Origin of the sequence: Nocardioides salarius, assembly GCF_016907435.1 — a bacterium.
Lineage (GTDB): Bacteria > Actinomycetota > Actinomycetes > Propionibacteriales > Nocardioidaceae > Nocardioides > Nocardioides salarius.
Genome location: NZ_JAFBBZ010000001.1, coordinates 3,744,805 through 3,769,996, shown reverse-complemented (window position 1 = coordinate 3,769,996; position 25,192 = coordinate 3,744,805). Strand labels below are relative to the sequence as shown.

32 protein-coding genes are annotated in these 25,192 nt (G+C 72.4%); 16 read left to right on the top strand and 16 right to left on the bottom strand.

Annotated features, from left to right (window positions below):
• Nucleotides 1-53 precede the first annotated feature (53 nt).
• A complete protein-coding gene (locus JOE61_RS22310) occupies nt 54-482 on the bottom strand; it encodes a TlpA family protein disulfide reductase (protein WP_307823162.1) in 429 nt (142 codons plus the stop codon).
• A 466-nt stretch (nt 483-948) separates the two neighbouring features.
• On the opposite strand from JOE61_RS22310, the gene resB reads away from it, so the two are divergent.
• From resB to JOE61_RS18105, 6 genes are all read left to right on the top strand, one after another.
• On the top strand, nt 949-2,469 hold the full coding sequence (gene resB / locus JOE61_RS18130; RefSeq protein WP_204797307.1) for a cytochrome c biogenesis protein ResB: 1,521 nt from the start codon (nt 949-951) through the stop codon (nt 2,467-2,469).
• A complete protein-coding gene (gene ccsB / locus JOE61_RS18125; protein ID WP_193667535.1) occupies nt 2,466-3,476 on the top strand; it encodes a c-type cytochrome biogenesis protein CcsB in 1,011 nt (336 codons plus the stop codon). The genes resB and ccsB overlap by 4 nt, the downstream gene beginning before the upstream one ends.
• A gap of 12 nt (nt 3,477-3,488) precedes the next feature.
• On the top strand, nt 3,489-3,917 hold the full coding sequence (locus JOE61_RS18120) for a DUF2752 domain-containing protein (RefSeq protein WP_193667536.1): 429 nt from the start codon (nt 3,489-3,491) through the stop codon (nt 3,915-3,917).
• Nucleotides 3,918-4,092: 175 nt separating this feature from the next.
• On the top strand, nt 4,093-4,260 hold the full coding sequence (locus JOE61_RS18115; RefSeq protein ID WP_193667537.1) for a hypothetical protein: 168 nt from the start codon (nt 4,093-4,095) through the stop codon (nt 4,258-4,260).
• A gap of 57 nt (nt 4,261-4,317) precedes the next feature.
• On the top strand, nt 4,318-5,223 hold the full coding sequence (locus JOE61_RS18110; protein WP_204797306.1) for a F510_1955 family glycosylhydrolase: 906 nt from the start codon (nt 4,318-4,320) through the stop codon (nt 5,221-5,223).
• Complete coding sequence (locus JOE61_RS18105) at nt 5,220-5,924, top strand: TVP38/TMEM64 family protein (protein WP_193667539.1); 705 nt, start codon at nt 5,220-5,222, stop codon at nt 5,922-5,924. The genes JOE61_RS18110 and JOE61_RS18105 overlap by 4 nt, the downstream gene beginning before the upstream one ends.
• A 59-nt stretch (nt 5,925-5,983) precedes the next feature.
• Here the strand turns inward: JOE61_RS18105 and JOE61_RS18100 are convergent, their stop codons facing one another.
• Entirely contained in the window at nt 5,984-6,385 is a 402-nt protein-coding gene (locus tag JOE61_RS18100; RefSeq protein WP_193667540.1) for a heavy metal-responsive transcriptional regulator, read from the bottom strand.
• Between the two features lie 55 nt (nt 6,386-6,440).
• Between JOE61_RS18100 and JOE61_RS18095 the strand changes: the two genes are divergently transcribed.
• Both JOE61_RS18095 and JOE61_RS18090 read left to right on the top strand, forming a co-directional pair.
• The gene (locus JOE61_RS18095) at nt 6,441-6,770 is read left to right on the top strand and encodes a thioredoxin family protein (protein WP_193667541.1); all 330 of its coding nucleotides are present in this window, start codon (nt 6,441-6,443) and stop codon (nt 6,768-6,770) included.
• Nucleotides 6,754-8,106: a dihydrolipoyl dehydrogenase family protein gene (locus JOE61_RS18090; protein ID WP_193667542.1), complete on the top strand. Its 1,353-nt coding sequence runs from the start codon at nt 6,754-6,756 to the stop codon at nt 8,104-8,106. Before JOE61_RS18095 ends, JOE61_RS18090 begins: the two co-directional genes overlap by 17 nt.
• A gap of 17 nt (nt 8,107-8,123) precedes the next feature.
• Here the strand turns inward: JOE61_RS18090 and JOE61_RS18085 are convergent, their stop codons facing one another.
• The 5 genes from JOE61_RS18085 to JOE61_RS18065 form a co-directional block, all read right to left on the bottom strand.
• Nucleotides 8,124-8,261 carry a hypothetical protein gene (locus tag JOE61_RS18085; RefSeq protein ID WP_193667543.1) on the bottom strand — a complete coding sequence of 46 codons (138 nt, stop codon included), beginning with the start codon at nt 8,259-8,261 and terminating at the stop codon, nt 8,124-8,126.
• A 79-nt stretch (nt 8,262-8,340) separates the two neighbouring features.
• Entirely contained in the window at nt 8,341-8,568 is a 228-nt protein-coding gene (locus JOE61_RS18080) for an SHOCT domain-containing protein (protein WP_204797305.1), read from the bottom strand.
• A gap of 82 nt (nt 8,569-8,650) precedes the next feature.
• A complete protein-coding gene (locus JOE61_RS18075) occupies nt 8,651-9,385 on the bottom strand; it encodes a ZIP family metal transporter (protein WP_204797304.1) in 735 nt (244 codons plus the stop codon).
• Between the two features lie 126 nt (nt 9,386-9,511).
• The gene (locus tag JOE61_RS18070) at nt 9,512-10,177 is read right to left on the bottom strand and encodes a cation diffusion facilitator family transporter (protein WP_307823088.1); all 666 of its coding nucleotides are present in this window, start codon (nt 10,175-10,177) and stop codon (nt 9,512-9,514) included.
• Nucleotides 10,174-10,560 (bottom strand): ArsR/SmtB family transcription factor, encoded by a 387-nt coding sequence (locus tag JOE61_RS18065; protein ID WP_193667544.1) that lies wholly within the window; start codon nt 10,558-10,560, stop codon nt 10,174-10,176. The genes JOE61_RS18070 and JOE61_RS18065 overlap by 4 nt, the downstream gene beginning before the upstream one ends.
• Nucleotides 10,561-10,729: 169 nt before the next feature.
• Here JOE61_RS18065 and JOE61_RS18060 point away from each other — a divergent pair, with 169 nt between their 5' ends.
• Together JOE61_RS18060 and JOE61_RS18055 are read left to right on the top strand one after the other, a co-directional pair.
• Nucleotides 10,730-11,149, top strand: coding sequence for an anti-sigma factor (locus JOE61_RS18060; RefSeq protein WP_193667545.1), 420 nt, complete (start codon nt 10,730-10,732; stop codon nt 11,147-11,149).
• Between the two features lie 3 nt (nt 11,150-11,152).
• Complete coding sequence (locus JOE61_RS18055) at nt 11,153-12,025, top strand: RNA polymerase sigma factor SigF (RefSeq protein ID WP_307823087.1); 873 nt, start codon at nt 11,153-11,155, stop codon at nt 12,023-12,025.
• Nucleotides 12,026-12,033: 8 nt separating this feature from the next.
• On the opposite strand, the gene JOE61_RS18050 is transcribed toward JOE61_RS18055, so the two are convergent.
• Complete coding sequence (locus JOE61_RS18050; RefSeq protein WP_193667546.1) at nt 12,034-12,435, bottom strand: hypothetical protein; 402 nt, start codon at nt 12,433-12,435, stop codon at nt 12,034-12,036.
• Between the two features lie 242 nt (nt 12,436-12,677).
• Between JOE61_RS18050 and JOE61_RS18045 the strand changes: the two genes are divergently transcribed.
• Nucleotides 12,678-12,929 carry a WhiB family transcriptional regulator gene (locus JOE61_RS18045; protein WP_068113543.1) on the top strand — a complete coding sequence of 84 codons (252 nt, stop codon included), beginning with the start codon at nt 12,678-12,680 and terminating at the stop codon, nt 12,927-12,929.
• A 55-nt stretch (nt 12,930-12,984) separates the two neighbouring features.
• On the opposite strand, the gene JOE61_RS18040 is transcribed toward JOE61_RS18045, so the two are convergent.
• The gene (locus JOE61_RS18040) at nt 12,985-14,463 is read right to left on the bottom strand and encodes a sensor histidine kinase (RefSeq protein WP_193667547.1); all 1,479 of its coding nucleotides are present in this window, start codon (nt 14,461-14,463) and stop codon (nt 12,985-12,987) included.
• Between the two features lie 89 nt (nt 14,464-14,552).
• Here JOE61_RS18040 and JOE61_RS18035 point away from each other — a divergent pair, with 89 nt between their 5' ends.
• From JOE61_RS18035 to JOE61_RS22745, 5 genes are all read left to right on the top strand, one after another.
• Nucleotides 14,553-15,404 (top strand): DUF2785 domain-containing protein, encoded by an 852-nt coding sequence (locus JOE61_RS18035; RefSeq protein ID WP_193667548.1) that lies wholly within the window; start codon nt 14,553-14,555, stop codon nt 15,402-15,404.
• A 24-nt stretch (nt 15,405-15,428) separates the two neighbouring features.
• The gene (locus JOE61_RS18030) at nt 15,429-17,141 is read left to right on the top strand and encodes an acetolactate synthase (protein WP_193667549.1); all 1,713 of its coding nucleotides are present in this window, start codon (nt 15,429-15,431) and stop codon (nt 17,139-17,141) included.
• 2 nt (nt 17,142-17,143) lie between these two features.
• Entirely contained in the window at nt 17,144-17,629 is a 486-nt protein-coding gene (locus JOE61_RS18025) for a GNAT family N-acetyltransferase (RefSeq protein WP_307823086.1), read from the top strand.
• 8 nt (nt 17,630-17,637) lie between these two features.
• Nucleotides 17,638-18,006, top strand: coding sequence for a thioesterase family protein (locus JOE61_RS18020; protein ID WP_193667550.1), 369 nt, complete (start codon nt 17,638-17,640; stop codon nt 18,004-18,006).
• 176 nt (nt 18,007-18,182) lie between these two features.
• Entirely contained in the window at nt 18,183-18,257 is a 75-nt protein-coding gene (locus JOE61_RS22745; RefSeq protein WP_369797015.1) for a 50S ribosomal protein bL37, read from the top strand.
• A 73-nt stretch (nt 18,258-18,330) separates the two neighbouring features.
• Here JOE61_RS22745 and JOE61_RS18015 read toward each other — a convergent pair whose 3' ends face one another.
• From JOE61_RS18015 to JOE61_RS17985, 7 genes are all read right to left on the bottom strand, one after another.
• Entirely contained in the window at nt 18,331-18,522 is a 192-nt protein-coding gene (locus JOE61_RS18015; RefSeq protein WP_204797303.1) for a Flp family type IVb pilin, read from the bottom strand.
• A 229-nt stretch (nt 18,523-18,751) separates the two neighbouring features.
• Nucleotides 18,752-19,390, bottom strand: a complete 639-nt coding sequence (locus tag JOE61_RS18010) for a response regulator transcription factor (RefSeq protein WP_204797302.1) — start codon at nt 19,388-19,390, stop codon at nt 18,752-18,754.
• Nucleotides 19,368-19,922, bottom strand: a complete 555-nt coding sequence (locus JOE61_RS18005) for a sensor histidine kinase (RefSeq protein ID WP_193667552.1) — start codon at nt 19,920-19,922, stop codon at nt 19,368-19,370. The genes JOE61_RS18010 and JOE61_RS18005 overlap by 23 nt, the downstream gene beginning before the upstream one ends.
• Nucleotides 19,853-20,971: a hypothetical protein gene (locus JOE61_RS18000; protein WP_193667553.1), complete on the bottom strand. Its 1,119-nt coding sequence runs from the start codon at nt 20,969-20,971 to the stop codon at nt 19,853-19,855. Before JOE61_RS18000 ends, JOE61_RS18005 begins: the two co-directional genes overlap by 70 nt.
• Complete coding sequence (locus JOE61_RS17995) at nt 20,968-21,891, bottom strand: type II secretion system F family protein (protein ID WP_193667554.1); 924 nt, start codon at nt 21,889-21,891, stop codon at nt 20,968-20,970. Before JOE61_RS17995 ends, JOE61_RS18000 begins: the two co-directional genes overlap by 4 nt.
• 10 nt (nt 21,892-21,901) lie before the next feature.
• Nucleotides 21,902-23,791 carry a type II secretion system F family protein gene (locus tag JOE61_RS17990; RefSeq protein WP_193667555.1) on the bottom strand — a complete coding sequence of 630 codons (1,890 nt, stop codon included), beginning with the start codon at nt 23,789-23,791 and terminating at the stop codon, nt 21,902-21,904.
• Entirely contained in the window at nt 23,788-25,191 is a 1,404-nt protein-coding gene (locus JOE61_RS17985) for a TadA family conjugal transfer-associated ATPase (RefSeq protein ID WP_193667556.1), read from the bottom strand. Before JOE61_RS17985 ends, JOE61_RS17990 begins: the two co-directional genes overlap by 4 nt.
• Between the last annotated feature and the right edge of the window lies 1 nt (nt 25,192).

Sequence of the window (25,192 nt, the reverse complement as noted above, 5' to 3'; positions counted from 1 at the left end):
TAGCACCGCAGCCTCCACCGGGGAGGCACCCACGACGATGGCACGGGCTCGACTCAATGCCTGCTCGCAGCGTCCTCCAGGATCTTGGCGACCAGCTCGTCGAGCGTGTCACGGTCGAGGCGTCCGATGTGCTGGTCGACGATCTCACCATCCGGCGCGAGGAACAGGGTCACCGGCAACCCCGGTACCTGGGTCGCGCGCAGCAGCTCGGCGGCAGGGTCGACGACCTGCGGGTAGCGCACCCCCACCTCCTCCAGGAACGGACCCGCAACAGTGGACGGATCCTTGGTGCCGACCCCGAGGAATGCGACCTGCCCGCCGAGGTCGTCGTGAGCAGCCTGCAGCATCGGCATCTCCGCTCGGCAGGGCCCGCACCAGGTTGCCCACAGGTTCACCACCATCGCCCTGCCCCCGAGGTCGCGCAACCGCACCTCCTCCTGTGAGGTCAGGCAGCGCAGGCTCAGGTCGGGAAGGACGCGCACGCCACCGCCTTCGCCGTTCGCGTCTCTACCGTCCCGTCCGGCCGGGTTCCGAGACGGCAGCGACGAGCAGCCGGCCGATCCAGACACGGCGACCGGCGCAGGGGCGAGGTCGCTCGACCCCGCAGCGCTCCCGGATGGCTCCGGCGAGGTCCTCGCACAGCCGCCCGCCACCAGCACCAAGGACACCAATGTCACAGACGACCGACGTATCCACACGGCACCAACTCTACTACCGAACGTAGTACGCTGCGTTTGTCATGAGAGCCGCTGCCACCATCTTCCTGCTCGGACGGAAGTCCTCGCCGCCGTCCTTCCACCCCGTCACGATCGGTGCTCGATGACTCAGCTGCACGCAGACAAGCCCCATCGCGAAGATCCGGACGAGGCCGCGGCGACGATCTCGCCCTCACCGGTCGGCATCGGCGTGCTCGGATGGGCCAGATGGGCGTGGCGCCGGCTCACCAGCATGCGCACGGCAGTGATCCTGCTGACCCTGCTGGCCCTGGCCGCGGTGCCGGGCAGCCTGTTGCCCCAGCGGGGCGTGGCGAGCGACCCCGCCGCGGTGCCGCAGTTCTACGCCGAGAACCCTGACATCTCCCCCTGGCTGGACCGCGTGGGACTCTTCGGCGTCTACGCCTCACCATGGTTCGCTGCGATCTACCTGCTGCTCCTCGTGTCGATGACCGGTTGCGTGCTCCCGAGGTGCGCCAAGCTCTGGCGCGACTTCCGTAGCGAACCGACGAAGGCTCCCACCCGGCTGGATCACCTGGAAGATCACCGCCGAGACGTCTTCGTCGGCAGGCGTGATCACGGAGAGACATCGACGTCCCGGGTGGACGCGCTCGAGCTGGTCGAGTCGGCGCTGCGGCGGCGTCGCTTCCGGGTCCGAGTGGCTGACGGAGCAGTGAGCGCCGAGAAGGGGCACGTCCGCGAGGCCGGCAACCTGCTCTTCCACCTGTCGTTGCTGGTGCTGCTGTTCGGGATCGCCGGAGGCAGGCTGTACGGCTACGAGGCGCGAGTCGCGGTCGTGGCGGGCGAGTCGTTCACCAACGTCGCCTCCCAGTACGACGACTTCAGCCCGTCGGTCTGGACCGACGTCAATGCGCTCGAACCCTTCAGCTTCCGATTGGAGTCCTTCGAAGCTGACTTCGAGACCTCCGGAGCCCGCCGCGGTGAGCCTCGATCCTTCGATGCGCGCCTCCGGGTCGAGTCCGGCGAGGACTCGTGGACGGCGCACGTACGTCCCAACCAGCCCCTCGAGATCAACGGCACCAAGATGTTCCTCACCGGGCACGGCTACGCGCCCGTCGTGACGGTGCGCGACGGCACCGGCGCCACCGCGTACTCCGGCCCGGTCATCTTCCTCCCCGCCGACAACAACCTCACCTCCGACGGCGTCATCAAGGCACCGGATGCCCGCCCTGCCCAGCTCGGGCTCGAGGGGCTCTTCCTACCCACTGCGGCCGACATCGGCGACGGCGCCTTCTCGGCCTACCCCGACCTCGTCAACCCCCGGCTGCTGCTCACGGTCTGGACCGGGGACCTCGGGCTCGACGACGGGTTGGCCCAGTCCGTGTACACCCTCGACAAGTCGCGGCTCCAGCAGGTCATGCGACCAGGCTCCGATCAGCCCTTCGGTCCCCAGCTCGCCCCCGGCCAGACGGTGCGACTCCCCGACGACCTGGGCACCGTGACCTTCGACGGAGTCCGCCGGTTCGCCAACTTCCAGGTCGCCCGCGACCCCGGCAAGGAGCTGTCGTTGCTGGCGGCGCTCATGCTGCTGGGCGGACTGACCACCTCGCTGATCGTGCGCCGCCGCCGCGTCTACGTGCGAGTCCACGACGACGCCGGGACGGTCGTGGTCCAGTACGCCGGCCAGTCCGCGACTCGACGTGGACTGCCGCACGGCGAGATCGACTCGATCGCCGACGACGTACGCCACGAGCTCGACCGCCACCGGCAGCCCCACCGGAAGGATGCACCATGACCACCGACCTCCTCGCCCGCCTCTCGGACGGACTCGTCTACTCCACCATCGCCGTCCTGGCGCTCGCTTTGCTCGCCCACGCGGCGTCCACCGCCCTGAGGTCGCTGCCCACCCGGCATCCCGGCGCGTCGTCGACGCTCAGCGTCTCCGCCCGGGGTCGGACAGCAGGCGCTTCCCGCGCTGCCGAGGCCGCAGGAGCCACGGGGTCCACCAGGGAGCGCGACGCCACGGACACCCGGGCAGGCGAAGGACCCGCCCTCGTGGTGGGCGCCTCCGCAGTGAGTCTCACCGTGCTCGGGACGCTGTTGCTCGTCGCCGGCGTCATCGTGCGTGGGTTGGCCGCCGGCCGTGCGCCCTGGGGGAACATGTTCGAGTTCCTCCTGGTGCTCTCGCTCGCCGCCGGGGGTGCCTACGTCGCGCTCGTGCGACGTCGCGCCGTCCGGGAGGCGGGGGTCTGGATCGTCGCCCTCATGCTGTTGGCGCTCGGCCTGGCTGTCACGAGCTTCTACACGCCCGTCGACGACCTGGTCCCGGTGCTCGACTCGTACTGGCTCGTCATCCACGTGGCCGCTGCCATCGTCTCCGGCGGGGTCTTCACCATCGGCGCCATCACCGCCGCCCTCGGCATCCTGCGGAGGCGGTGGGAGGCCCGACCCGTCACCGAGCGGTCACAGCGCTACGTCGCCGCACTGCCGACCGCATCCTCGTTGGACCGGGCCAGCCACGCCGTCCACGTCTTCGCCTTCCCCGTCTGGACGTTCGCCGTGATCGCCGGGGCGATCTGGGCCGAGAACGCATGGGGCCGCTACTGGGGCTGGGACCCGAAGGAGACCTGGGCCTTCATCACCTGGGTCTTCTACGCCGCCTACCTGCACGCCCAGAGCACCGCAGGACTGCGAGGCTCGCGCGCCTCCTGGTTCGCCCTGGCGGGCTACGTCGCATTCCTGTTCAACTTCTTCGGCGTCAACCTGTGGATCTCCGGCCTCCACTCCTACGCCGGAGTCTGAGGCGGCACCCGGATGCGGATGCGCCTCTACCTCGCCCCGACGGATCGGCACCGTTCGGTGACCTGGGTCGCCGCGCTCGGCGCTGCCGCCAGCCTCGCACTGCTGACGTTCGGCCTACCGCCGATCGATCTCCACCCACCCTGGCACCACCTGGGACTGATGGACCCGCTGTGCGGGGGCACCCGATCCGCGCGGCTGACGATGGAGGGAGACCTCGCCGAGGCTTGGCGCTACAACCCCCTGGGCATCGCCGCGGTCCTCGCCGCCTTCGCGACCCTCGGCCGAGCAGCGCTGGGTGTGGTGAGCGGTCGGTGGGTCGACGTGCACGTCCGCTCGACGAGGACAGCGACGCGAACCCTCTGGACGCTCGCAGCCTCGACCTTCATCGCGCTCTGGGTCCGGCAGCAGCTCATCGCCGATCTGCTCGTCCAGCAGACCTGACCCCTGGCGTCGATAGAGCTGGCATGAAGGCGGTGCCGCGGCCGTGGGCGTGCCTGACTCCCCGCTGACGTCCCAGCAGCGGACCCTTTTCAGAACCCCTTATACTATGAATCATAGTACACATCGCAGCGGGAGAAAGGACCACCTCGCGGGAGACATGGATGGACTGGGCGGCATGAGCCTGCTGATGGGCTTCGGGATGCTGCTGGGAATGGTGGTCTTCATCGCCATCGTGGCACTGGCAGTCGTGGGCGCCATCTCGCTCACGCGCCGTGGAGGTCGAGGTGACCGGAAGCTCGAGACCCACCACGGACGCGAGCCAGACGACGAATCCCGAGCCTGAGCCCGGACTGGCACCGCTGATCACCGCGCGCACACCCCCGACCAGGAGACGAGAAACATGCCCCGCACCGTCAGCGCTGAACCTCAGGCCGAGCAGTCCTCCCGAGGCAGCACGGCGTCAGCGCGATGGTGGTTGACGATCGCCGTCGTGGCCGCGCTGCTCGCTGCCGCCGGTTGGTGGGCGCTCCGAGCGACAGACACCTCGGACCAGGCTGGCGGCGTGCTCGAGCACGTGCACGGTCTCGGTGTCGAGCCCAGCACCGGAGCCCTGCACGTGGGCAGCCACTACGGGCTGTTCCGGGTCGATGAGGACGCCGGTGCGCTGGCCGGTCCGATCAGCGACCGGGTACAGGACTTCATGGGCTTCACGGTCGCGGGCCCGGACCACTTCCTCGCATCGGGCCACCCCGGGAAAGGACAGGACGGTCCGAGCTCGTTGGGCCTCATCGAGTCCACCGACGGGGGGCAGAGCTGGACCAACCGGTCGTTGGCAGGTCAGGCGGACTTCCACGCGCTGGAATACCGCCATGGCCTGGTCTACGGAGCGGACGCAGCGACCGGCGGCTTCATGGTCTCCGATGACATGGAGACATGGGAGACCCGGTCCACCGGGGTGGTGTTCGACTTCGCGGTCAGCCCGACCGACCCTGACACCGTGATCGCCACCACCGCGGAAGGACCGGCGCTGAGCACCGATGGCGGTCGCTCCTTCGCCCTGCTCGAGAACGCTCCGCTTCTCATGCTGGTCAGCTGGGACACCCAGGGAACGGTGACCGGCCTGGACCCGGTCGGCACCGCCTACACCAGCAAGGACGCGACGACCTTCGTCAGGGCCGGCTCGCTCGGCGCCCAGCCCGAGGCACTTCATACCGACGACGACGGGCACGTCTACGCCTCAGTGGAGGGTCGTCTGTGGCGCTCCACCGACGGCGCGCGGACCTTCGACCGATACCCGTCGAGATGATCCGGAGGATCGCGGCTCTCCAGCTGACGTCGACCCCCGAGGCCGCAGCTCGATGGCGGCCTTGGCTCCTAGGAATCTTGTTGCTGGCTGCGACGGGTGTCGCCGTGCTCGTGGACCTGCCGTCGGTGGACGCTGTCCGTGACGGCATCGGGGACCTCGGGTGGGCCGCGCCGGCAGCCTTCGTCGCGGCCTACGCCGCAGGAACGCTGGCGCCCTTGCCCAAGAACGTGCTGACGGCGGCCGCCGGTCTGCTGTTCGGCTTCACCCAGGCCCTGGCGCTGGTGTGGGTGGCCGCCGTGCTCGGCGCCGCGATCGCCTTCGCACTGTCCCGGCACCTGGGTCAGGCATCGTTCCAGAACCTCGGCTCAGCGCGCATCGCGCGGTTCGACGCGCTCGTTGCCGAGCGCGGGCTGGTCGTGCTCCTGGCGCTGCGCCTGGTCCCGGTCGTGCCGTTCACGGCCATCAACTACCTGGCCGGGCTCACCCGGATGTCGTGGACGAGCTACCTGCTCGGCACTGCACTCGGGATCGTGCCCGGCACCGTCGCCTACGTCGCGGTCGGCGCCTTCGGGACGGACCTCGGGACTTGGCAGTCCTCGCTGTCGCTGGGGGCGCTCGCCGTCCTCTCGGTGGCCGGCTTCATGGCCCTGCGCAGACGAGACAACGGTCTCGGACGAGAGGACCCGCCTGAGCGGAGCTGAAACGCCGGTCGCTCCTGGGGAAGTGATGTACCGACCGGGGTGCCGCCACTCCCACAGGATCAGCCGCTGGACGCGAGGATGTGGCAGACCTGGGTGTTGGTGCAGTCCGCAGGGTCGAGGCGCTCGCTGCGCGCGATCAGGCCCTCCAGCTCTTCCGCCATCGTGACGAGCTCGCGCTGCCGGGCCCTGATCTCGTCCAGCTTGGCCAGGAGCAACGACTGGACGTGGGCGCACGGGACGGCGCCCTCCCTGCGCTGGTCGAGGACGCTGCCCAGCTCGACCAGGGTGAGCCCGGCAGCCTGTCCCGAACGGATGAACGCCAGCCGGGCCAGGACCGATTCGTCGTAGTCCCGGTACCCGTTGGGGCCCCGTTCCGGCTGGGGCAGGAGGCCCCGGCGCTCGTAGAACCGGATGGTCTGCGCCGGCACACCAGCAGCCTCAGCCACGTCCCCTATCCGCATGGCTCCACCCTAGGGGTTGACCTTGCACCGTGGATCAAGGTCTAGCGTCCCAGCCATGGACGTCACACTGCTCTACTTCGAGGACTGCCCGAGCTGGAAGATCGCCGACGAGCGACTCGCGGCCCTGGCCTCCGAGCGCGGCGACCTCCGGGTCACCCACCACCTCGTCGAGACCCCGGCTGAAGCCGAGCGCACCGGTTTCCGGGGCTCACCGAGCATCCAGGTCGACGGTGTGGACCTCTTCGCCGAGCCCGGCGACGCGGTCGCCCTGGCCTGCCGTCGCTACCCCACGCCCGACGGGTTCCAGGGCGCCCCGACGCTCGACCAGCTCAGGGCGGTCCTGGACGTCCCACGAGAGGAAGCTCCCCATGAAGCAGACCTATGACCTGATCGTGGTCGGCGCCGGCATGGCCGGGGTCGCCGCCGCGAACAAGTGCGCGGCCCAGGGCTGGTCCGTGGCGATCGTCGACTCACTGCCCTACGGCGGCACCTGCGCCCTGCGTGGATGCGACCCGAAGAAGATCCTGCGCCGCGGCGCCGAGGTCATCGACAGCGCCCGGCTGATGAACGGCAAGGGCATCGACAGCGACGGACTCGCGATCAGCTGGGCGGACCTGATGAAGCACAAGCACGGCTTCACCGACCCGGTCCCGCAGAGCATGGAGGACGGGCTGGGCGACAGCGGGGTCACCACCCTGCACGGCCGCGCACGGTTCACCGGCCCGCGGACCCTCGAGATCGACGGCGTCGCGCACGAGGCCGACCGCTTCCTCGTCGCCACCGGCGCGCAGCCACGTCCCCTGGACTTCCCGGGCCACGAGCACCTCATCGACAGCTCCGACTTCCTCGACCTGGCACAGCTGCCGGACCGCATCCTGTTCGTCGGCGGCGGCTTCATCTCCTTCGAGTTCGCCCACATCGTCGCCCGGGCCGGCACCAGCGCCGTCGTGGTCGACCGTGGCGAGCGACCCCTCAAGAGCTTCGACCCCGACCTCGTCGAGCTCATGGTCGAACGCAGCACCCAGGTCGGCATCGACCTGCGGCGCCGCACCAGCATCGTGCAGGTGCAGCCGAGCGACGACGGCTACCAGGTCACCATCGAGCGCGACGGCGAGCAGGAGACGATCCAGACCGACCTCGTCGTGCACGGCGCCGGCCGGGTCGCCGAGCTGGCCGACCTGGGGCTCGACGCCGCAGGGGTCGAGTGGGGCGAGCGCGGCATCCAGGTCGCCGCGCACCTGCAGAGCACCACCAATCCCGCCGTCTGGGCCGCCGGCGACTCCGCCGACACCGCCGGCATGCCGCTGACACCGGTCGCCGTCTCCGAGGCCAAGGTCGCCGCCTCCAACATGCTCAAGCAGACGACCACCGCGCCCGACTACGCCGGCATCCCCACCGCGGTCTTCACCATCCCCGAGCTGACCCGCGTGGGCATGCTCGAGGCCGAGGCCCGCGACCAGGGCATCGACCTCGCCGTGCGCTACTCCGACACCAGCGGTTGGTACTCCAGCTACCGGATCGGGGAGACCGCCTCCGCGGCGAAGATCCTCATCGACCAGTCCACCGACCAGGTCGTGGGAGCCCACCTGTTCGGACCGGAGTACGGCGAGCTCGTCAACACCCTGGGCCTGGCCGTCAAGCTCGGCCTCACCACCCGACAGCTGAAGTCAGCGACCGCCGCCTACCCCACCGTGGGCTCCGACCTCGGCTCCATGCTCTGAGCCACGCCGTACGGCGCTCAGACGGACATCGAGCGCGGCAGCGCCGCCTCGAACGCCTTGAGACGCCGGATCAGCACGACGTCGCTGATCACCACAGCCGACATGGGCGACATCGGCACCAGCGGCATGACCGGGAAGGCGGGTGGCTTCTTCATGCCTGCAGGCTAGGAAGGCACCCGGCCAACGGGTCAATCACCGGACGGGTGAAACGGTCCGGGTGGCCGGTGGGACCCGCTAGTCCCGGAGTCCTGAGCTACGGCGGAAGTACTCGTCCTCGTCCAGCTCGCCCGCGGCGTAGCGGCGGCGCAGGATCTCTTCGGGAGAATCCGCCCAAGGAACCTGGCTGGCGCGGCTCCCGGGGCGCACCGCTCGGACCACGACGACTCCGAGCCCCACGAGGAGTGCCAGACCCACCACGCCCCAGATCGTCATCCACAGCATCATGCCGCCCATCACGTCCACCATCTCCTCGGTTCCCGTCTTACAGGTCACTGCGGCTCGCGGATCGAGCCTAGCTCGGGGCGCGAGCATGCGTCGCCGCCGATCATCCGACGTAGACCGAGATCAGCGCGAACACGGCGAACCCGGCGGTGAGGGCGATGGGGCCGAGGGGGCTGGTCTCGCCTTCGTGGGCTTCGCTCAGCATCTCTTCGACGACGACGCTCGTGAGCGCGCCTCCGGTGGCGGCGAGGACGGACAGGGTGACGAGCTCGGGTGCGTCGCGGAGGGCGAAGTAGCCGAGGGTTGCCCCCACGATGATGGGAACAGCGAACGAGACGGACATGAGGACGCGGGTGCGGCGGGTCATCTCGGTGCGACGCAGGGTCGCGACCGAAGCAAACCCCTCGGGGAGGTCTGCGGGGACCTGCCCCAGGGCGAGAAGCAATCCGAGAACAGGGTTGATGACCGTTCCGGTACCGATCATGACGCCATCGCTGAAGAGGTCGATGGACACACCGGAGTAGATGGCGAGCGGACCCTTGGACTCTTCGCTAGTCCCGGTGCGGACTTGGACGTATCCGATAGCGCGTTCCAGAGCGACGAACACTGCGCCACCTCCTACGAACGCGGCGATGGGCACCCACGGCGGGTCGGCGGTGAGTGCTTCGGGCATGAGCTCCAGGCCGACGACGGCCAGGACGATCCCGGCGGCGAGGTGCAGGGCGAGGCTGAGCGATCGTTCGGACACGTCGACCACCTCGGCCGCCACCCCGCCGAGGAAGTTGCCGGCGGCGGGTAGGCAGGCAAGGACGAGGACGAGCGTGAAGCCCTCCAACATCGAGGGTCCTTTCTCACGTGGGTGCGTGTGGTCGCGCAGTCAATGACGTCGACCCCACCGGCGGCAGGTGCGACGGCTGCAGTCGGTGCCACGGCCAGCCGGTGCGACGGGCGGCCCCGGGCCCCGCTACTCCTCCGAGCACGTTGCAGCGACGGCAGGGCCGCAGCCGCAGCTCTCCCCGCGCCAGGCATCCAGCCCTTCGCGGGCCGCGACCGCGGCGATGACGAGGCCGGCGACGGGGTCGGCCCACGACCAGCCGAGGGTGGCATTCAGGACCAGACCGACCAGCAGCACCGCTGAGAGGTAGGTGCACAGCAGGGTCTGCGTGGAGTCGGCCACCACGGCGTTGGAACCGAGGGCTCGACCGGTGCGGCGTTGCGCCCAGGAGAGGAACGGCATGATGAGCAGCGAAGCGGCCGCCAACCCGATCCCCACCGGTGAGGGGTCCGGCTCCGCATCTGTCAGCAGCGCTCGTCCGGACTCGAAGGCGATGTAGGCGGCGAGCGCGAAGAACGAGATCGCCATCAGCCGCAGCGCCTGCTTCTCACGCGACTCGGGGAGCCGGTGGCGGAACTGCCACAGGATGATCAGACCTGACGACACCTCGACCACGGAGTCGAGCCCGAAACCCACCAGCGCAACAGATCCGGCGACGACACCGGCGGTGACGGCGATGACGGCCTCGATGGCGTTGTAGGCGACGGAGGCTGCGGCGAGCAGCTGGGCTCGACGTCCCAGCTGTGCCCGATCGGCCACGGACACGGTCTGGTCGGTGTGCGCGGGGGTGGTCACGAGCCCGCATCCTCGTGCAGCTGGACGCCGTGGTCGGGGCACAACGTCACCGCATCCCCCGTCGCGTCCAGGAGTCGTTCAGCGGCCTTCCACAGGTCCATCAGCGCCTCCTCGTGGTTCAGCGAGTACACCGTGGCCCGCCCCACGGGCCGGGCCGTCACCAGGCCGCAGTCGCGCAAGCACGCCAGGTGCTTGCTCACTGTGGACTGCGCGAGACCCAGGTGTGCGGTGAGATCGACGACTCGGTGCTCGCCCAGCGAGAGGTGCCGCAGGACGGAGATGCGGGACGGATCCGAGAAACCGTGGAACAGGCAGGCTGCCGCGGTCAGCCCGTCGGTGGCGCCAGCGCGGCCAGCAGCGCCATTCTCCTCTGTCATCGTCATATGGCGATGCTAGTGCCCCCACAGGTCGCCTTGTCAAGCGAGGCGACTGAGGCGTTTGCGGGGGCCGCCCCCGGGGTAGCACCAGGGGGGCCGGCACCCTGCCGTCGTCACACGTCCGCGCCGGCCCACTAGGGTGCCTGCCACCCCCATCTCCTCGAGGACGGCCCCCATGTCTGCCACCACTGCGACGACCGGTCCGGTCGCGGACCGACCCGACGTCGAGATCCGCCTGCCCGCGGACGGCGCCTACGTCTCGGTGCTGCGCACGACCACCGCGGGCCTGGCCGCCCGGCTCGACTTCACCATCGACGACATCGAGGACCTGCGCATCGCCGTCGGCGAGGCCTGCGCGATGGTGCTGCCCGAGGCCGACACGGCCTCCGACTTGGTGGGTCAGTTCCACCTGCGCCCCGGCGAGCTGACCGTCTCGGTGGCGGTCGACGCCGCCGCGCCCTCCGCGCCCGACTACGACAGCTTCGCCTGGCAGGTGCTCACCACGCTCGCCGACGCCGCCACCGTCGGCACCAGCGAGGGCCGCTTCGTGGTCACCATGGTGATGCACCCGACCGCCCTCGGCGCGGGCGAGTAGCCGGTGCCCGCCTCCCTCCCGCCGGACCCTCCGGTCGCAGTCCCGACCCTCCTGCCCGGCGAGGCGCCCCCGGACCCTCCGGAGGACGACGACGCGACCCGGCGCCGCCTGGGCATCGAGCAGACCAGGCGGCGCAGCGCCGAGCTCTTCACCCAGATGCACGAGGACGGCGCCGCCGACGCGGTGCGCGAGGGTGCGCGCGACTCGCTGGTGCACCTGCACCTGCCGCTGGTCGAGCACTGCGCACGGCGCTTCCGCAACCGTGGCGAGCCCTTCGAGGACCTGGTGCAGGTGGGGACCATCGGGCTGATCAAGTCGGTCGACCGCTTCGACCCCGAGCGGGGCGTGGAGTTCTCCACCTACGCCACCCCCACCATCATCGGCGAGATCAAGCGCTACTTCCGCGACAAGGGCTGGGCGATCCGGGTGCCGCGGCGGCTGCAGGAGCTGCGGATGCAGATCGGCAGCGCCACCGCCGAGCTGACCCAGTCGCTGGGCCGCTCCCCCACCGCCGGCGAGCTGGCCGAACGGGTCGGCTGCAGCGTCGAGGAGATCATCGAGGGCATCGAGTCCTCCAACGCCTACTCCACCCTCTCCCTCGACGCCACCGACGACTCCGACGACGGCACCTCCTCGATGCTCGACGCCCTCGGCGCCGACGACGAGGGTCTCGAGCACGTCGAGATCCGCGAGTCCCTCAAGCCGCTGCTCGACCGGCTCGAGCCCCGGGAGAAGCGGATCCTGCTGCTGCGCTTCTTCAAGAACCAGACCCAGTCGCAGATCGCCGAGGAGATCGGCGTCTCGCAGATGCACGTCTCGCGGCTGCTCAGCCGCACCCTCGACCAGCTGCGCGCCTCGCTCGAGACCCCGGACTGACGCTCGGGCTACTCGCGAGGGGCCGGCTCGTCGCCGAGGGCGCGCATCGACTCGGGGTGCACCAGCCCCGCGATGGCCACCCCGCTGCTCACGGCCAGCACCACCACGACAGCCCAGGCGCCGCGGAAGCTGAAGGCCAGGCCCAGCCCGATGAGCTGTGCGAGCAGCAGGGGGCCACGGGACCAGGAGGCCAGACGGGTCAGCGCGCCGGCACACACGAGGAGCAGCAGCCCGAAGAGCGCGAAGAAGGCGGAGGTGGTCGTGCCCAGCGCCAGCCGCTCGCTCGACAGGCTGGCCAGCTCGGCCGCGGCGAGCAGCAGCAGCACCAGTCCCTGCACCGCGCCGATGGAGGCGGCGACCAGCAGGGGCGCCGGGGCACGGTGGCGGTCGGGGCTCGTCTCGGGGTCCACGACGACGAGCGTAGAGTGCCCCGCCGAGGCCTCATCGCCCGCCCACTTGGCAAATTGTGGTCGCTGTGACGTAGGAGACCCGACTCCTTGCGGCGTTGGGGGTTGTTTAACGGTCCAATCGTTGGGACGCTGGTCGCTGCGCTCGTCGTCGTCGCGTGCACCTTCGCGTGCCCAACGTCGCAGCCTCGCAGGCCCTGCCGCCCCTGGCCTGCACGTCGTACAGAAAGAGGGACACCCCAGCCATGGATTGGCGCCACCGTTCGGCCTGCCTCGACGAGGACCCTGAGCTGTTCTTCCCCATCGGCAACACCGGCCCGGCCATCCTCCAGATCGAGGAGGCCAAGCAGGTCTGCCGACGCTGCGACGTGCGCGAGCTCTGCCTGCAGTGGGCCCTCGAGGCCGGCCAGGACCACGGCGTGTGGGGTGGGCTGAGCGAGGACGAGCGCCGCGCGCTCAAGCGCCGCAACGCCCGCGCCCGGGTGCGCACCGCCTGAGTCGCCGGCTGGGTCGGCGGCTGGGTCGGCGGCGGGCTCGGATCCGGAGGCGGCACTAGTCCAGCGGCAGGTCGATGTCGACGCGGGTGCCGGGCCCGTGCGGCACCTGGCCCAGCGCCAGGTGGCCGCCGAGCTCGGACTCCACCAGCGTGCGCACGATCGAGAGGCCCAGGCTGGTCGAGCCGGCCAGGTCGAAGTCGGCGGGCAGCCCGTGGCCGTCGTCGTCGACGGTCAGGTGCAGGCTCGACCCCGGGCGCTGCACGCGCACGGTGACCGTGCCCTCGCGCGCGTCGTCGACCCCGGCGTCGTAGCCGTGCTCCACGGCGTTCTGCAGCACCTCGGTCAGCACCATCGACAGCGCGGTCGCCGACTCCGAGGGCAACCGGCCGAACGCGCCCTCGCGCCGCACCCGCACCCGCCCGGGGGCGGCGCTGACCTCGGTGACCATCTGCCCGAGCCGGTCGGCGATCTCGTCGAAGTCGACGTCCTCCTCGACGGCCTGGCTCAGCGTCTCGTGCACGATCGCGATCGACCCGACCCGGCGCACGGCCTCCTCGAGCGCCTCGCGAGCCTCGGGCGAGCCGATCCGGCGCGCCTGGAGGCGCAGCAGCGCGGCGACGGTCTGGAGGTTGTTCTTCACCCGGTGGTGGATCTCGCGGATCGTGGCGTCCTTGGTGATCAGCTCACGGTCGCGGCGGCGCAGGTCGGTGACGTCGCGCACCAGCACCAGCGCGCCGAGGTGCTCGCGGTCGGAGCGCAGCGGGATCGACCGGGCGATGAGGGCGACACCGTCGCCGCTCAGCTCGGTGTCGCGGTGCACGCGCCCGCCCATCACCGCGCTCAGGGTCTCCTCGTCGACGCGGCGGCGCGGCGGGACCAGCGAGCGGGTCAGGTCGGGCAGCACGTGCCCGGCCAGGTCGCCCGAGAGCCCGAGCCGCCGGAAGACCGACTGGGCGTTGGGACTGGCGTAGACCACGCGCCCGGACGGGTCGACCCGCACGAACCCGTCGCCCACCCGTGGCGAGTCGGCGTGGTCGCTGCGCTGGCCCGGGGGCGGGAAGTGGCCCTGGGCGATCATCCGGGTCAGGTCGGCGGCCGACTGCAGGTAGGCCAGCTCGAGACGGCTGGGGGTGCGCACGCCCAGCAGGTTGGTGTTGCGCGCCACCACCGCGATCACCCGGCCGCGCCGGCGCACCGGGATCGTCTCCACCCGCACCGGCACGTCGTCGCGCCACTCGGGGTCGCCCTCGCGCACCAGCCGACCCTCGGCGTGGGCGCGGTCCAGCAGGGGGCGCGAGCCCGTGGCCGCGAAGTCGCCCAGCACGTCGTCGACGTACGCCGTCGGCGCGGTCGTGGGCCGCATCTGCCCACCCGCCCAGAACCCCGAGCCGGTGCGGTCGGGCAGCCACAGCACCAGGTCGGCAAAGGAGAGGTCGGCGATGATCTGCCAGTCGGCCTGCAGCAGCTGGAGCCAGGCCACGTCGTCGTCGTCGAGGTCGGTGTGGGCACGGACGAGCTCGGCGAACGACGACACGCCGACAGCGTAGTGCCGCACCGTGGCGGGTCGCCCCGGTGACCGGTCCGCAGGTGCGCCGGGGGGCGGGGTTTGGCAGGATGGGCGCCATGTCGGCGTCGTACTGGAACCAGGTGCTCGCCGACGGTCTGACGGTCCCCGAGGACCGTCCTCTCGGGGACCTCACAGCAGAGCTCACGCGCATGCTCGGCGACCCCGATCCAGGCCGTCGGGACGAGATCGCACTGCTCACCCTCACCGCGTGGATCGAGCGCGGCGTCTACGACGACCTGATGGTCGGCCTGGGCGACGGGATGAGCGAGGGCCTGCGGGTCGGCGTCGAGGTGCCCGGCACCGACGACGTCTTCCGTCGCAGCTGCTCGGCGCTGGTGCTGGCCCGGTGCCTCGAGCGCGCCAACGCGCACGGTCTCGTGGGCCAGCCGACCATCCTCGACTGGGGCGACCGGCTGGCGACCTGGCTGCTGCGCGAGCAGGACCTGCGCAGCCTGGTCGAGGGCAAGGGCTGGGCGCACGCCGTCGCGCGGGGCGCCGACGCCATCGGCGCGCTGGGCGGCTCGCCGCACCTGGGGGCGCCGGAGCTGACGGTGCTGCTCGACGTGGTCGCCGACCGGGTGCTGGCCGAGCCGCTGCCGGGGCAGCCGCCGTTCGACCACGGCGAGCTCGACCGCCTCGCGATCGCGACCCTGCAGCTGCTGCGCCGCGACCTGCTGCCGCTGACGGTGCTCGAGCCCTGGGTCAACCGGGTCGCGAGCGCCGCGACCGAGGCGATGGCCGCGCCCGCCGGCCACGATCCCTTCCCCCGCTGGAACCACGCCGAGGGCTTCCTGCGCGCGCTCTACGTGCAGCTCGCGCTGACCAGCCGGCCGCCGGCCGTGCGGGCCGACCTGGTGCTGGTGGTGGTCGACGCGCTGCGTCGCACCAACCACGCGTTCCTGGGCTGAGCACGCCTCGGTAACCTGCGTCACATGAGTGAGCAGACCACCGACCAGGGCGCCGACCGGCCCGCCACCACCACCTCCGCGCGCGCGGGCGAGGAGCTCACCGGCCACGCCGGTGTCCTGGCCACGGCGGCGGCACGCGCCCACGGCGTCGAGACGATGTTCACCCTCTCCGGCGCCCACGTCTTCCCGATGTACGACGCCGCCGTCACCGCCGACCCGCCGATGCGGCTGCTCGACGTGCGCCACGAGCAGACCGCGGCCTTCGCCGCGGAGGCCACCGGCAAGCTGACCCGGGTGCCGGGACTCGCGGTGCTGACCGCCGGCCCGGGCGTCACCAACGGCGTCAGCGCGATCGCGCAGGCCCAGTTCAACGGCTCCCCCATGGTCGTCGTCGGCGGTCGCGCCCCGCAGAACCGTTGGGGATCCGGCAGCCTGCAGGAGCTCGACCAGCCCCCGATCCTGGCGCCGGTCTCGAAGCTGGCGCGCACCCTGCCCACCGCCGGTGAGGTGATGGACGGGATGAACGAGGCCTTCACGCTCGCCGGCTCCTCGCACCGCGGCCCGGTCTTCGTCGACGTGCCGATGGACGAGTTCTTCAACAGCGCCAGCGGCGTCGTGCCCGCCGGCGGCCCGCAGCGCGGGGCCGAGCCCGACACCGACGCGATCGACACCATCGCCGGGCTGCTGGCCGCCGCCGAGCGCCCGGTGCTGGTGCTGGGCACCGACGTGTGGGCCGACCGCGCCGAGGAGGCCGCCCTGCGCCTCGTCGAGGCCACCGGGGTCCCGACCCTGACCAACGGGATGGGCCGCGGCCTGGTGCCCGGCGGGCACCCGCTGCTGGTGACCAAGGCCCGCGGCCAGGCGCTCGGCGGCGCCGACCTGGTCGTCGTCGTCGGCACCCCCCTCGACTTCCGCCTGGGCTACGGCGTCTTCGGCGGCAAGGACGGCGCCCCGGCGGCCCGGGTCGTGCACGTGGCCGACTCCCCCGCCCAGCTCTCCGGCCACGCCGAGCTCGCGGCCTCGGTCTGCGGCGACCTCACCGCGGTGCTCGACGGCCTGCTCGGCGCGCTCGAGCGCCGCGGGCAGACGTCGTACGCCGCGTGGGCGAGCAGCCTGCAGGAGACCGTGCGCGCCGCCACCGAGCGCGACCGTGCGCTGCTCAGCGCCGAGGCCGACCCGATCCACCCCGCCCGCATCTACGGCGAGCTGGTGCCGCGCCTGGCAGACGACGCCGTGGTGATCGGCGACGGCGGGGACTTCGTGTCGTTCGCCGGCAAGTTCGTGGAGCCCAAGCGGCCCGGCGGCTGGCTCGACCCGGGCCCCTACGGCTGCCTGGGCGCCGGCCTGGGTGCCGCCATCGCCGCCCGCATCGCCCGGCCCTCCGCCCAGGTGGTGCTGCTGCTCGGCGACGGCGCCGCGGGCTTCTCGCTGATGGACGTCGACACCCTGGTGCGCCACGGCCTGCCCGTGGTGATGGTGATGGGCAACAACTCCGCGTGGGGCCTGGAGAAGGGCCCGATGCAGATGCTCTACGGCTACGACGTGGCCGCCGACCTGGCGCCGCGCACGGCCTACCACGAGGTGGTCAAGGCCCTCGGCGGCGCCGGCGAGAGCGTCACCGACCCGCGCCAGATCGGCCCCGCCCTCGACCGGGCCTTCGCCTCGGGCGTGCCCTACCTGGTCAACATCATCACCGACGTGGACGCGGCCTACCCGCGCGCCACCTTCGGCATCTGAGCGTGCGCATCCGCCTGGCCCGGCCCGACCAGCTGGTCGTGGTCGGCGACGTCACGGCGGCGGCGTACGCGCCGTTCCTGGAGGGGCCCGACGACCCGTACGTCGCGCGGCTGCGCGACGCCGCCGCGCGCGCTCGCGAGGCCGAGCTGTGGGTGGCCTCGCCCGACGACTCCGACGAGGTGCTGGGCAGCGTGACCGACTGCCCGCCCGGCTCCCCCTGGCGCGAGGTCGCCGCCGACGGCGAGGGCGAGTTCCGGATGCTCTCGGTCGCGCCCGGCACCCAGGGGCAGGGCGTCGGTGCGGCGCTGGTCGAGCACGTGCTCCAGCGCTGGCGCGAGCGCGGCACCGGGGCCGTGGTGCTCTCGTCGCTGCGCGAGATGGCCGGCGCTCACCGGCTCTACGGCCGCCTCGGCTTCGAGCGGCTGCCCGAGCGGGACTGGCAGCCGGTCCCCGACGTCCACCTGATCTGCTTCCGGAGGCACCTGTGAACGACCCGATGCACGCCACGACCAGCCACCAGGTCACCGAGGCCGACACCGCGATCGCGGTCGGGTCGGGCTCGCTGCCCGTGCTGGGCACCCCCCGCCTGCTGGCGTGGTGCGAGGCGGCCACCTGCGCCGCGATCGACGCCACGCTGCCCGACGGCTCGACCAGCGTCGGCACCCGGGTCGAGCTCGAGCACCGCGGCGCCAGCCCGGTCGGGGCCACCCTCGAGGTCACCGCGACCCTCACCCACGTCGACGGCCGGCTGCACCGCTTCTCGGTCGCCGCCCGGCACACCGGCGACTCGGGCGGCAAGGTCGTGGCCTCGGGCGAGGTGACCCGCGTGGTTGTCGACGCCGAGCGGTTCCTGGCCCGCCTCTGACCCGGCCCGAACTTCACCCCGACCCGGCCCAGACTTCCCACTGACCCGGCCCGAACCTCCCCGTTCCCCAGGAACTGGCGCCGGCCCGGCGGGGGTGAATTCGTGCCCGGGACGGTCATTTGAGAGACTGACCCTTGGCCCAGCCACGGGTCGACCGCGATTCGGAGGAGAACACCATGGGCAAGACCGGCCGCAAGCGCCGCGCTCGTCGCAAGAAGGGCGCGAACCACGGGAAGCGCCCCAACGCCTGAGCGCACACGTGACGAGACCCCGAGCCGGATCGGCTCGGGGTCTCGTCGTTCCTGCGGCAGGCAGCGCCCAGCACTAGATCTTGCCGGCCACCTCGTTGAAGGTGGCGGTCAGGTTGGTGCCGATCAGCTGGACGGCGACGATGATCGCCACGGCGATCAGGCTGACCATCAGGCCGTACTCGACGGCGGTGGCGCCGCGCTCGGAGCGCTTCTCCTTGAGGTCGCCGATGAGCACGAGGGTCATGAGCTGCAGCTTCTCGATCATGGGGTTCTCCTGGGGATGAGGGGCTCCGGAGGGTCCGGTGCCGGGTGCTGGTCCCCCGTCCGGGGTCCCTGTGGTGCTTCCAGACTCCCGCGGCCCGCGGGGCCGGTAGTCCAACTCCGGTACCCGGCGACGTAGTCATTTCGGGCCATGCGCGTGGCCGTCCCCCGGACGCACTCGAGCCGCGCCCCGGGAGAGGTGGGCGCGGCTCGGGCGGCTCGGGAGGGACAGGTCAGCCGGGGCTCGGGGCGTGGTCCAGCAGCAGCCCCAGGCGGTGTGCCTGGGCCAGCGCCTGGGTGCGGTTCGAGACCCCGAGCTTGCGGAAGATGCGGTTGAGGTGGGTCTTCACGGTGGACTCCCCCATGTAGAGCCGGCGCGCGATGCCGGCTGTGCCCTCGGCCTCGGCGACCAGCCGCAGCACCTGCTGCTCGCGCGGGGTGAGCCGCACACCGGCCCCGGCCGCTCCGCGGGCCAGCGCGCCCGCGAGGCTGGGCGCCACGAAGGCGCGCGGCGCGCGTGCCGCCCGGTGGGCGGCGGCGACGACGTCGGTCCCGCGCGTCTCCTTCGTCAGGAACGCCGACGCCCCGGCCTCCAGCGCCGTCAGCACCGCCTCGTCACCGCGGTGCATCGTGAGCACGACCAGCCCCACCGTGTCGCTGGCGGCCCGCAGCCGTCGTACGACGTCGAAGCCGCTGCCGTCGGGCAGCTCGAGGTCGGTGACCACGACGTCGGGCGTGAGCACGGCCGCCATGGCCAGGCCCTCGGCCACCGAGCCGGCCTGGCCCACGACCTCGTCGTCGCCGGAGCGCTCGAAGACCCGCGAGAGGCCCTGCCTGATCAGCTCGTGGTCATCGATCAGCAGCACACGCACGGTCGTCTCCCTTGTTGATGGTCTCGCGGTGGTCGCCCGGCGTGACCAGCACGACGCTGGTGCCGCCCCCGGGTCGTTCGCCGACGGTGAGGTCACCGCCCAGCTGCCGGGCACGCTGACGCATCGACTCCAGGCCGAGGTGCCCGGGCCGAGGCTTGGCGCCCCCGACGCCGTCGTCCTCGACGTCGAGCCGCAGCGAGCAGCCGTGCCGGCGCAGCGTCAGCCACAGGGTGCTGGCACACGCGTGCCGGTCGACGTTGGCGACCGCCTCCTGCGCGATCCGCAGGACCTGCAGCTCGAGCTCGGGCGCCAGGCGCGGTCCGGTCTCCTCCAGCAGCACGTGCACCCGCAGCCCCCGGCGCGCGGCGATGCGGCGCACGCACCCAGCGATGGCGTCGGCCACGCCGGCCTCGCCCACGAGGTCGTGGTGGAGGTCGAGGACGCAGGAGCGCATCTCGCGGGTCAGGTGCGCGACCTCGTCGCGCAGCTCGCCAGCGGTGCGGGCGAGCTCAGCCGAGTCGGCCAGGTCCACCAGCTCCTCGGCGAGGTAGCCGATGGCCACGTGCGCTGCGCCAGGCCGTCGTGCATCTCGCGCGCGAGGCGCTGCCGCTCGGCGTGGGTGGCACCGCTGCGGATCGAGCCCGCCAGCAGCGCGGTGTCGAGGCGCAGCGCGAGCGACCCGAGCTGCTCGCGGACGTCGTCCGCGTCCGTGCGGGCGGCGCGGTCCGCACGCTCCAGCACGAGCGCACCGAAGACGACCTCGCCGGCGCTCAGCGGCAGCGAGACCAGGGAGTCGACCGACCGGGCACGGGCAGAGCCGGCCGCCAGCCGGGCCTGCGCCTCGTCGCTCTCGCCGAGCCGCCCGCAGGAGGACAGCAGGCGCGGCGTGCCCTGGTCGTCGAGGACCCACAGCGAGGACCGGTCGGCTCCCACGAGGTCGCGGGCGGTGACCTGCAGCTCGCGGGCAAGCACGTCGACGTCGACGTCGAGCCCGCGCTCGTGCACGAGACCGTGCAGCTGTTCGACCAGCTGGTGGGCCGCTGCGTGCGGCGCACGCGAGTCGAGCACGGCACGGCGCGTCCGGGTGCGGCCGGCGGCGAGCAGGCCGGCGCCCAGGCCGACGACGGTCCAGAGGACCAGGGGCCCGGGCTCCCCCGCCCCGGCCACACCGGTGGGGACCGCCAGGTACGCCGCTGCCCCGGCGGTGACGGCGCAGGCCCAGGTGAGGACGGCGGACAGGGAGCCGCGGCGCAGCCCGGCCAGGACGACCGGGACGCCCACGACGACGAGCAGCGGCTCGGCACCGTGCCCCACGAGGAGCACCACCACCGAGGTGACGGCCCCGTCGAGGGGGCCGTGCCAGGAGCTGCCCAGGGTGCGGGGCGACCGGTCGAGGACGCTGACGGTGACGGCCAGCGCGACCAGCGTCACCAGGGCGTCGAGCGAGGACAGCAGCACCCCCTCGGTCAGCAGCTGGCCGACCACGAGGGCCAGGGCGCAGACCCGCACCAGGACGCGCAGCCGCCGGGCCTCGGTCTCGGGAGCCGTCGCCCGCGCGACCCGCCCACCGCTCCCGCTCATGCGAAGATCTTCGCCATGCTCATGCCGGCGGGGCCGAGCACGATGATGAACAGGCACGGCAGGATGAAGAGCACGAGCGGCACGGTGATCTTCACCGGGACCTTCATCGCCTTCTCCTCGGCGCGCTGGCGGCGCTTCACGCGCATCTCGCGGCTCTGGATCCGCAGCACCCGGCCCACGGGGACGCCGAGCTGGTCGGCCTGCACCATGGCCAGGCAGAAGGAGCGCAGGTCGGGCAGCGTCGTCCGCTCGGCCATCGCCCGCATCGCCTCGGTGCGACCGACGCCGAGCTGCATCTCCTGGATCAGCCGCTGCAGCTCCTGGGAGAGGGGGCCGGTGGTCTGCTGGGCCACCCGGTGCACGGCCGCGTCGAAGCCCAGGCCCGCCTCGACCGAGATCGTGAGCAGGTCCATCGAGTCGGGGAGCTCGCGCTGCATCAGCGCCTCCCGCTTCTGGCCGGCGTTGTGCAGCAGCACGTTGGGCAGCACGTAGCCGAAGGAGCCGGCCGACGCGGCGACGAGCAGCACCGCGAGCGGGGAGCGACCGCCCGACCAGGCCCAGGCGAGCGCGAGCAGAGCGAGGACGGCGGCGCCCAGCACCTTGGTGCCGATGAGCCGGGAGACGTCCCAGCCCGCCGGGTTGCCCGCCACGTCGAGCCGGCGCTGCAGGCGCTCGGCCGTGCCGGCCCGCACCACCCGCCGCCCGATGCCGACGAGCCGGTCGCCCAGCGGCGCCAGCACCCGCTCGTTGAAAGGACGCTGCACCTCACCGCGCAGTGCGTCCGGGGCCGCGTCGAGCGCGTGCACGAGCGCCACGGAGCGACCCACCGCGGCGCGCTCGACACTGAGGGCGCCGACGACGGACAGCGCCAGGGTGCCGGCCACCACGAGCATCAGGGCACCGCCGAGAAGGAGCAGCATCGGGGACATCTCAGACCTCCACCTTGACCATGCGGGACATCGTGAACGAGCCGAGGGCCAGCAGCAGGCCGGCGAGAGCCAGCAGCACCAGGCCGACCCCGGTCGTGTAGAGCGGGCGCACGAACTCGCCGCGCGTGAGGAGCAGGAAGACGAACATGCCGACCGGCAGGCAGCCGAGGATCCAGGCGGAGAGCCGTCCCTCGGCAGACAGGGTCCGCACCTGGCGGCGCAGGAACTCGCGCTCGCGCAGCGTCTCGGAGACGGTGGTCAGGAGCTCGGCCAGGTTGCCGCCGACCTCGCGCTGGATCCGGATGGCCATCACCACCCAGGCGAAGTCGTCGCTGCCCATCCGCTCGCCCACCGAGTCGAGGGCCTCCTCGATGCCGACGCCCAGGCGGTGCTCCGAGAGTGCCCGGCGCAGCTCACCTGCCATCGGCTCCTGGCCCTCCCGGACCACGGTGTCGATCGCCTGGGCGACCGAGAGTCCGGCGGAGAGGCCACCCGCCACCAGCGACAGGGTCTCTGCGAGCTGGGCGCCGAACGCCGCGAGCCGCTTGCTGTGCTTGCGGCGCAGCCACAGCTCGGGCAGCACCGCACCGGCAGCGAGGCCGAGCACCAGCAGCACGGGGCCACCGAGCGCGAGGCCGAGAGCGGCGGGGGCCAGGACCAGCCCGGCCCGCAGCAGCAGCCACTCGGCCACCGTGATCTCGAGGCCGGCGCCCGCGAGCCGGCGCGCCACGCGCTGCTCGAGGTCGGGGCGCACCAGCCGGTCGGTGAGGCCGACGGCCGAGGCCTTCAGCCCCGAGCCGGCGGACTCGGAGGGTGCGGTGCCGAGGTACGCCGCCAGCTGGGACTGCGCCCGGGTCGGCCCGCGCGCGGCCCCCAGGGCGACGGCGGTGACCACGAGCAGCCCCAGGCCGAGGCCTGCGAGCCCGAGGAGGAAGGCGGTGCGCCCCACTGTCGTGGCGGCCGGCGGGACCGCCGCCGGCGGGACCGGGGCGCTGCCGAGCGAGACGAGCGCCGAGTCGAGAGGGGCACCGGGAGAGGCGGGGTCGAGCACCGCGAGGGTGACCTCGTCGCCGACGTCGGCGGGACGGGTGAAGGAGAGGAGCACCTGGCGCTCCAGCGCGTCGGCCTCGGCAGCGAACAGCCCGGACAACGCGCTCTCGTCTTCGGCGTCGACCACCGTGCCCCCGGCCTCCTGCACGAGCTCGGCCAGGAGCCGACGGTCGCGTGGGCGCTGCTCCAGCGCCACCGCGTCGATGCCCGCTGCAGTGCCGGCGACGGCTGCGGCCGCCCGGGTCACGTCGAGCCTGCTCCCGCGGTCGCGCCCGTCGGAGAGCAGCAGCACCGAGCGCGCGCCCCCCGAGCCCGTGGCGAGCGCCGCGCGGGCGACGCCGTCGTGGAGACGGGTGCCCGCGCCCAGGGCGATCTGTGCCAGCGCCTCGGCGACGGCGTCACGGTCGGTCGTGGGGGCGACCGGCTGGCGGACCGAGCCGGCGAAGGTCACCAGACCGACCCGGACGTCGTCCGGCACGGTCTCGAGGAAGAGCAGCGCCGCCTCGCGGGCCGCAGCGACGGGAGCACCGCGCATGCTCCTGCTGACGTCGAGGGCCAGCACCGTGGTCCGTTCCACGGCGCCCGCGACCACCGGCTCGACCACGGCCTCCACGACACGTCCGTCCACCTGCAGCGCCAGCTGCTCGACCGACTCGGGGGCCACGTCGGCGCCCACGCCGAGGAGCACCGACACCGTCGCGTCGTCGGCGGCCTGCACCAGCTCGATCTCGACGTCGTCGCCCGGTGTGGGGCCCGCCTGCACCGGCGCGGGCGGGGCCACGGCCCACACCAGCGCGCCGGCCAGCACCACCAGCACCGGTCGCACGTCCACGACCCTCATGAGTGCACCGCCCCGGCGAAGAGCATCGGGTCGACCTGCACGTTGCGCTCGCCCAGCCGCTCGAGGAACCGCGGCCGCAGCCCCGTCGAGCGGAGCCGTCCGAGAGCCCGGCCCTCGGCGTCCCAGCCGGCCGAGTGGTCGAAGCGGAAGACCTCCTGCAGGGTGATCACGTCGCCCTCCATGCCCGCGACCTCGGTGACGGAGGTAAGGCGTCGCGACCCGTCCTTCAGACGCGACTGCTGGATGACGACGTCGACGGCGCTGGCGACCTGCTCGCGGATGGCGCGCACCGGCAGCTCCAGCCCGGCCATCATCACCATCGTCTCGACCCGGGACAGCGCGTCTCGCGGTCCGTTGGCATGCACGGTCGACAGCGACCCGTCATGGCCGGTGTTCATCGCCTGCAGCATGTCGAGGGCGGCCGCGTCGCGGATCTCGCCGACGACGATGCGGTCGGGCCGCATCCGCAGCGAGTTGCGCACCAGGTCGCGGATCGTCACCGCCCCCCTGCCCTCGATGTTGGCGGGACGGGACTCGAGGCGCACCACGTGGTCCTGGTGCAGCCGCAGCTCGGCCGCGTCCTCGATGGTCACGATCCGCTCGTCGTGCGGGATGAAGGACGACAGCACGTTGAGCGTCGTCGTCTTGCCGGCACCGGTGCCGCCCGAGACCAGCACGTTGAGCCGCCCACGCACGCAGGCCTCGAGCAGGGTCGCGGCCTCGGCGGAGAGCGTGCCGAAGGCGACCAGGTCGTCGACCGTGTAGGGGTCGGGGGCGAACTTGCGGATGGTGATCTTGGAGCCGTCGAGGGCCAGTGGCGGGATGACGGCGTTGACGCGGCTGCCGTCGGGCAGCCGGGCGTCGACCATCGGGCTGGCCTCGTCGACGCGGCGACCGACCTTGCCGACGATCTTGTCGATGGTGCGACGCAGGTGCGCCTCGTCGGCGAAGGTCGCGTCGACCGGCGTCAGGTGCCCGTCACGCTCGACCCAGATGTCCTCCGGGCCGTTGACCATGACCTCGGTCAGCGCCGGGTCGCTCAGGAAGGGCTCGAGCGGCCCGTAGCCGAGGATGTCGTCGGCGATCTCCTGGGTCAGGCGGGTGCGGTCGGTGCCCGACATCGGGCGGTCGGTGGCGGCCACCGCCACCTGCAGGGCCGCCCGCACCTGCTGCTCGAGCTCGCTCTGGGTGGTGTCGGCGTCGTACAGCTTGGGGCCCAGGCTGCGCACCAGCTCGGCGTGCACGATCCGCTTGAGGTCGGCGAAGGGATCGCGACCCACACGCGGTCGCGGGGCGGCGGCCCGCGGCGCCGGCCGGTCTCCGGCCCGCTCGACCGGGGCGCCGCGCGAGGGGGACGTGTCCCGGTCGCGGACGAGCTGGAGACGATCTGCGAGAGACATG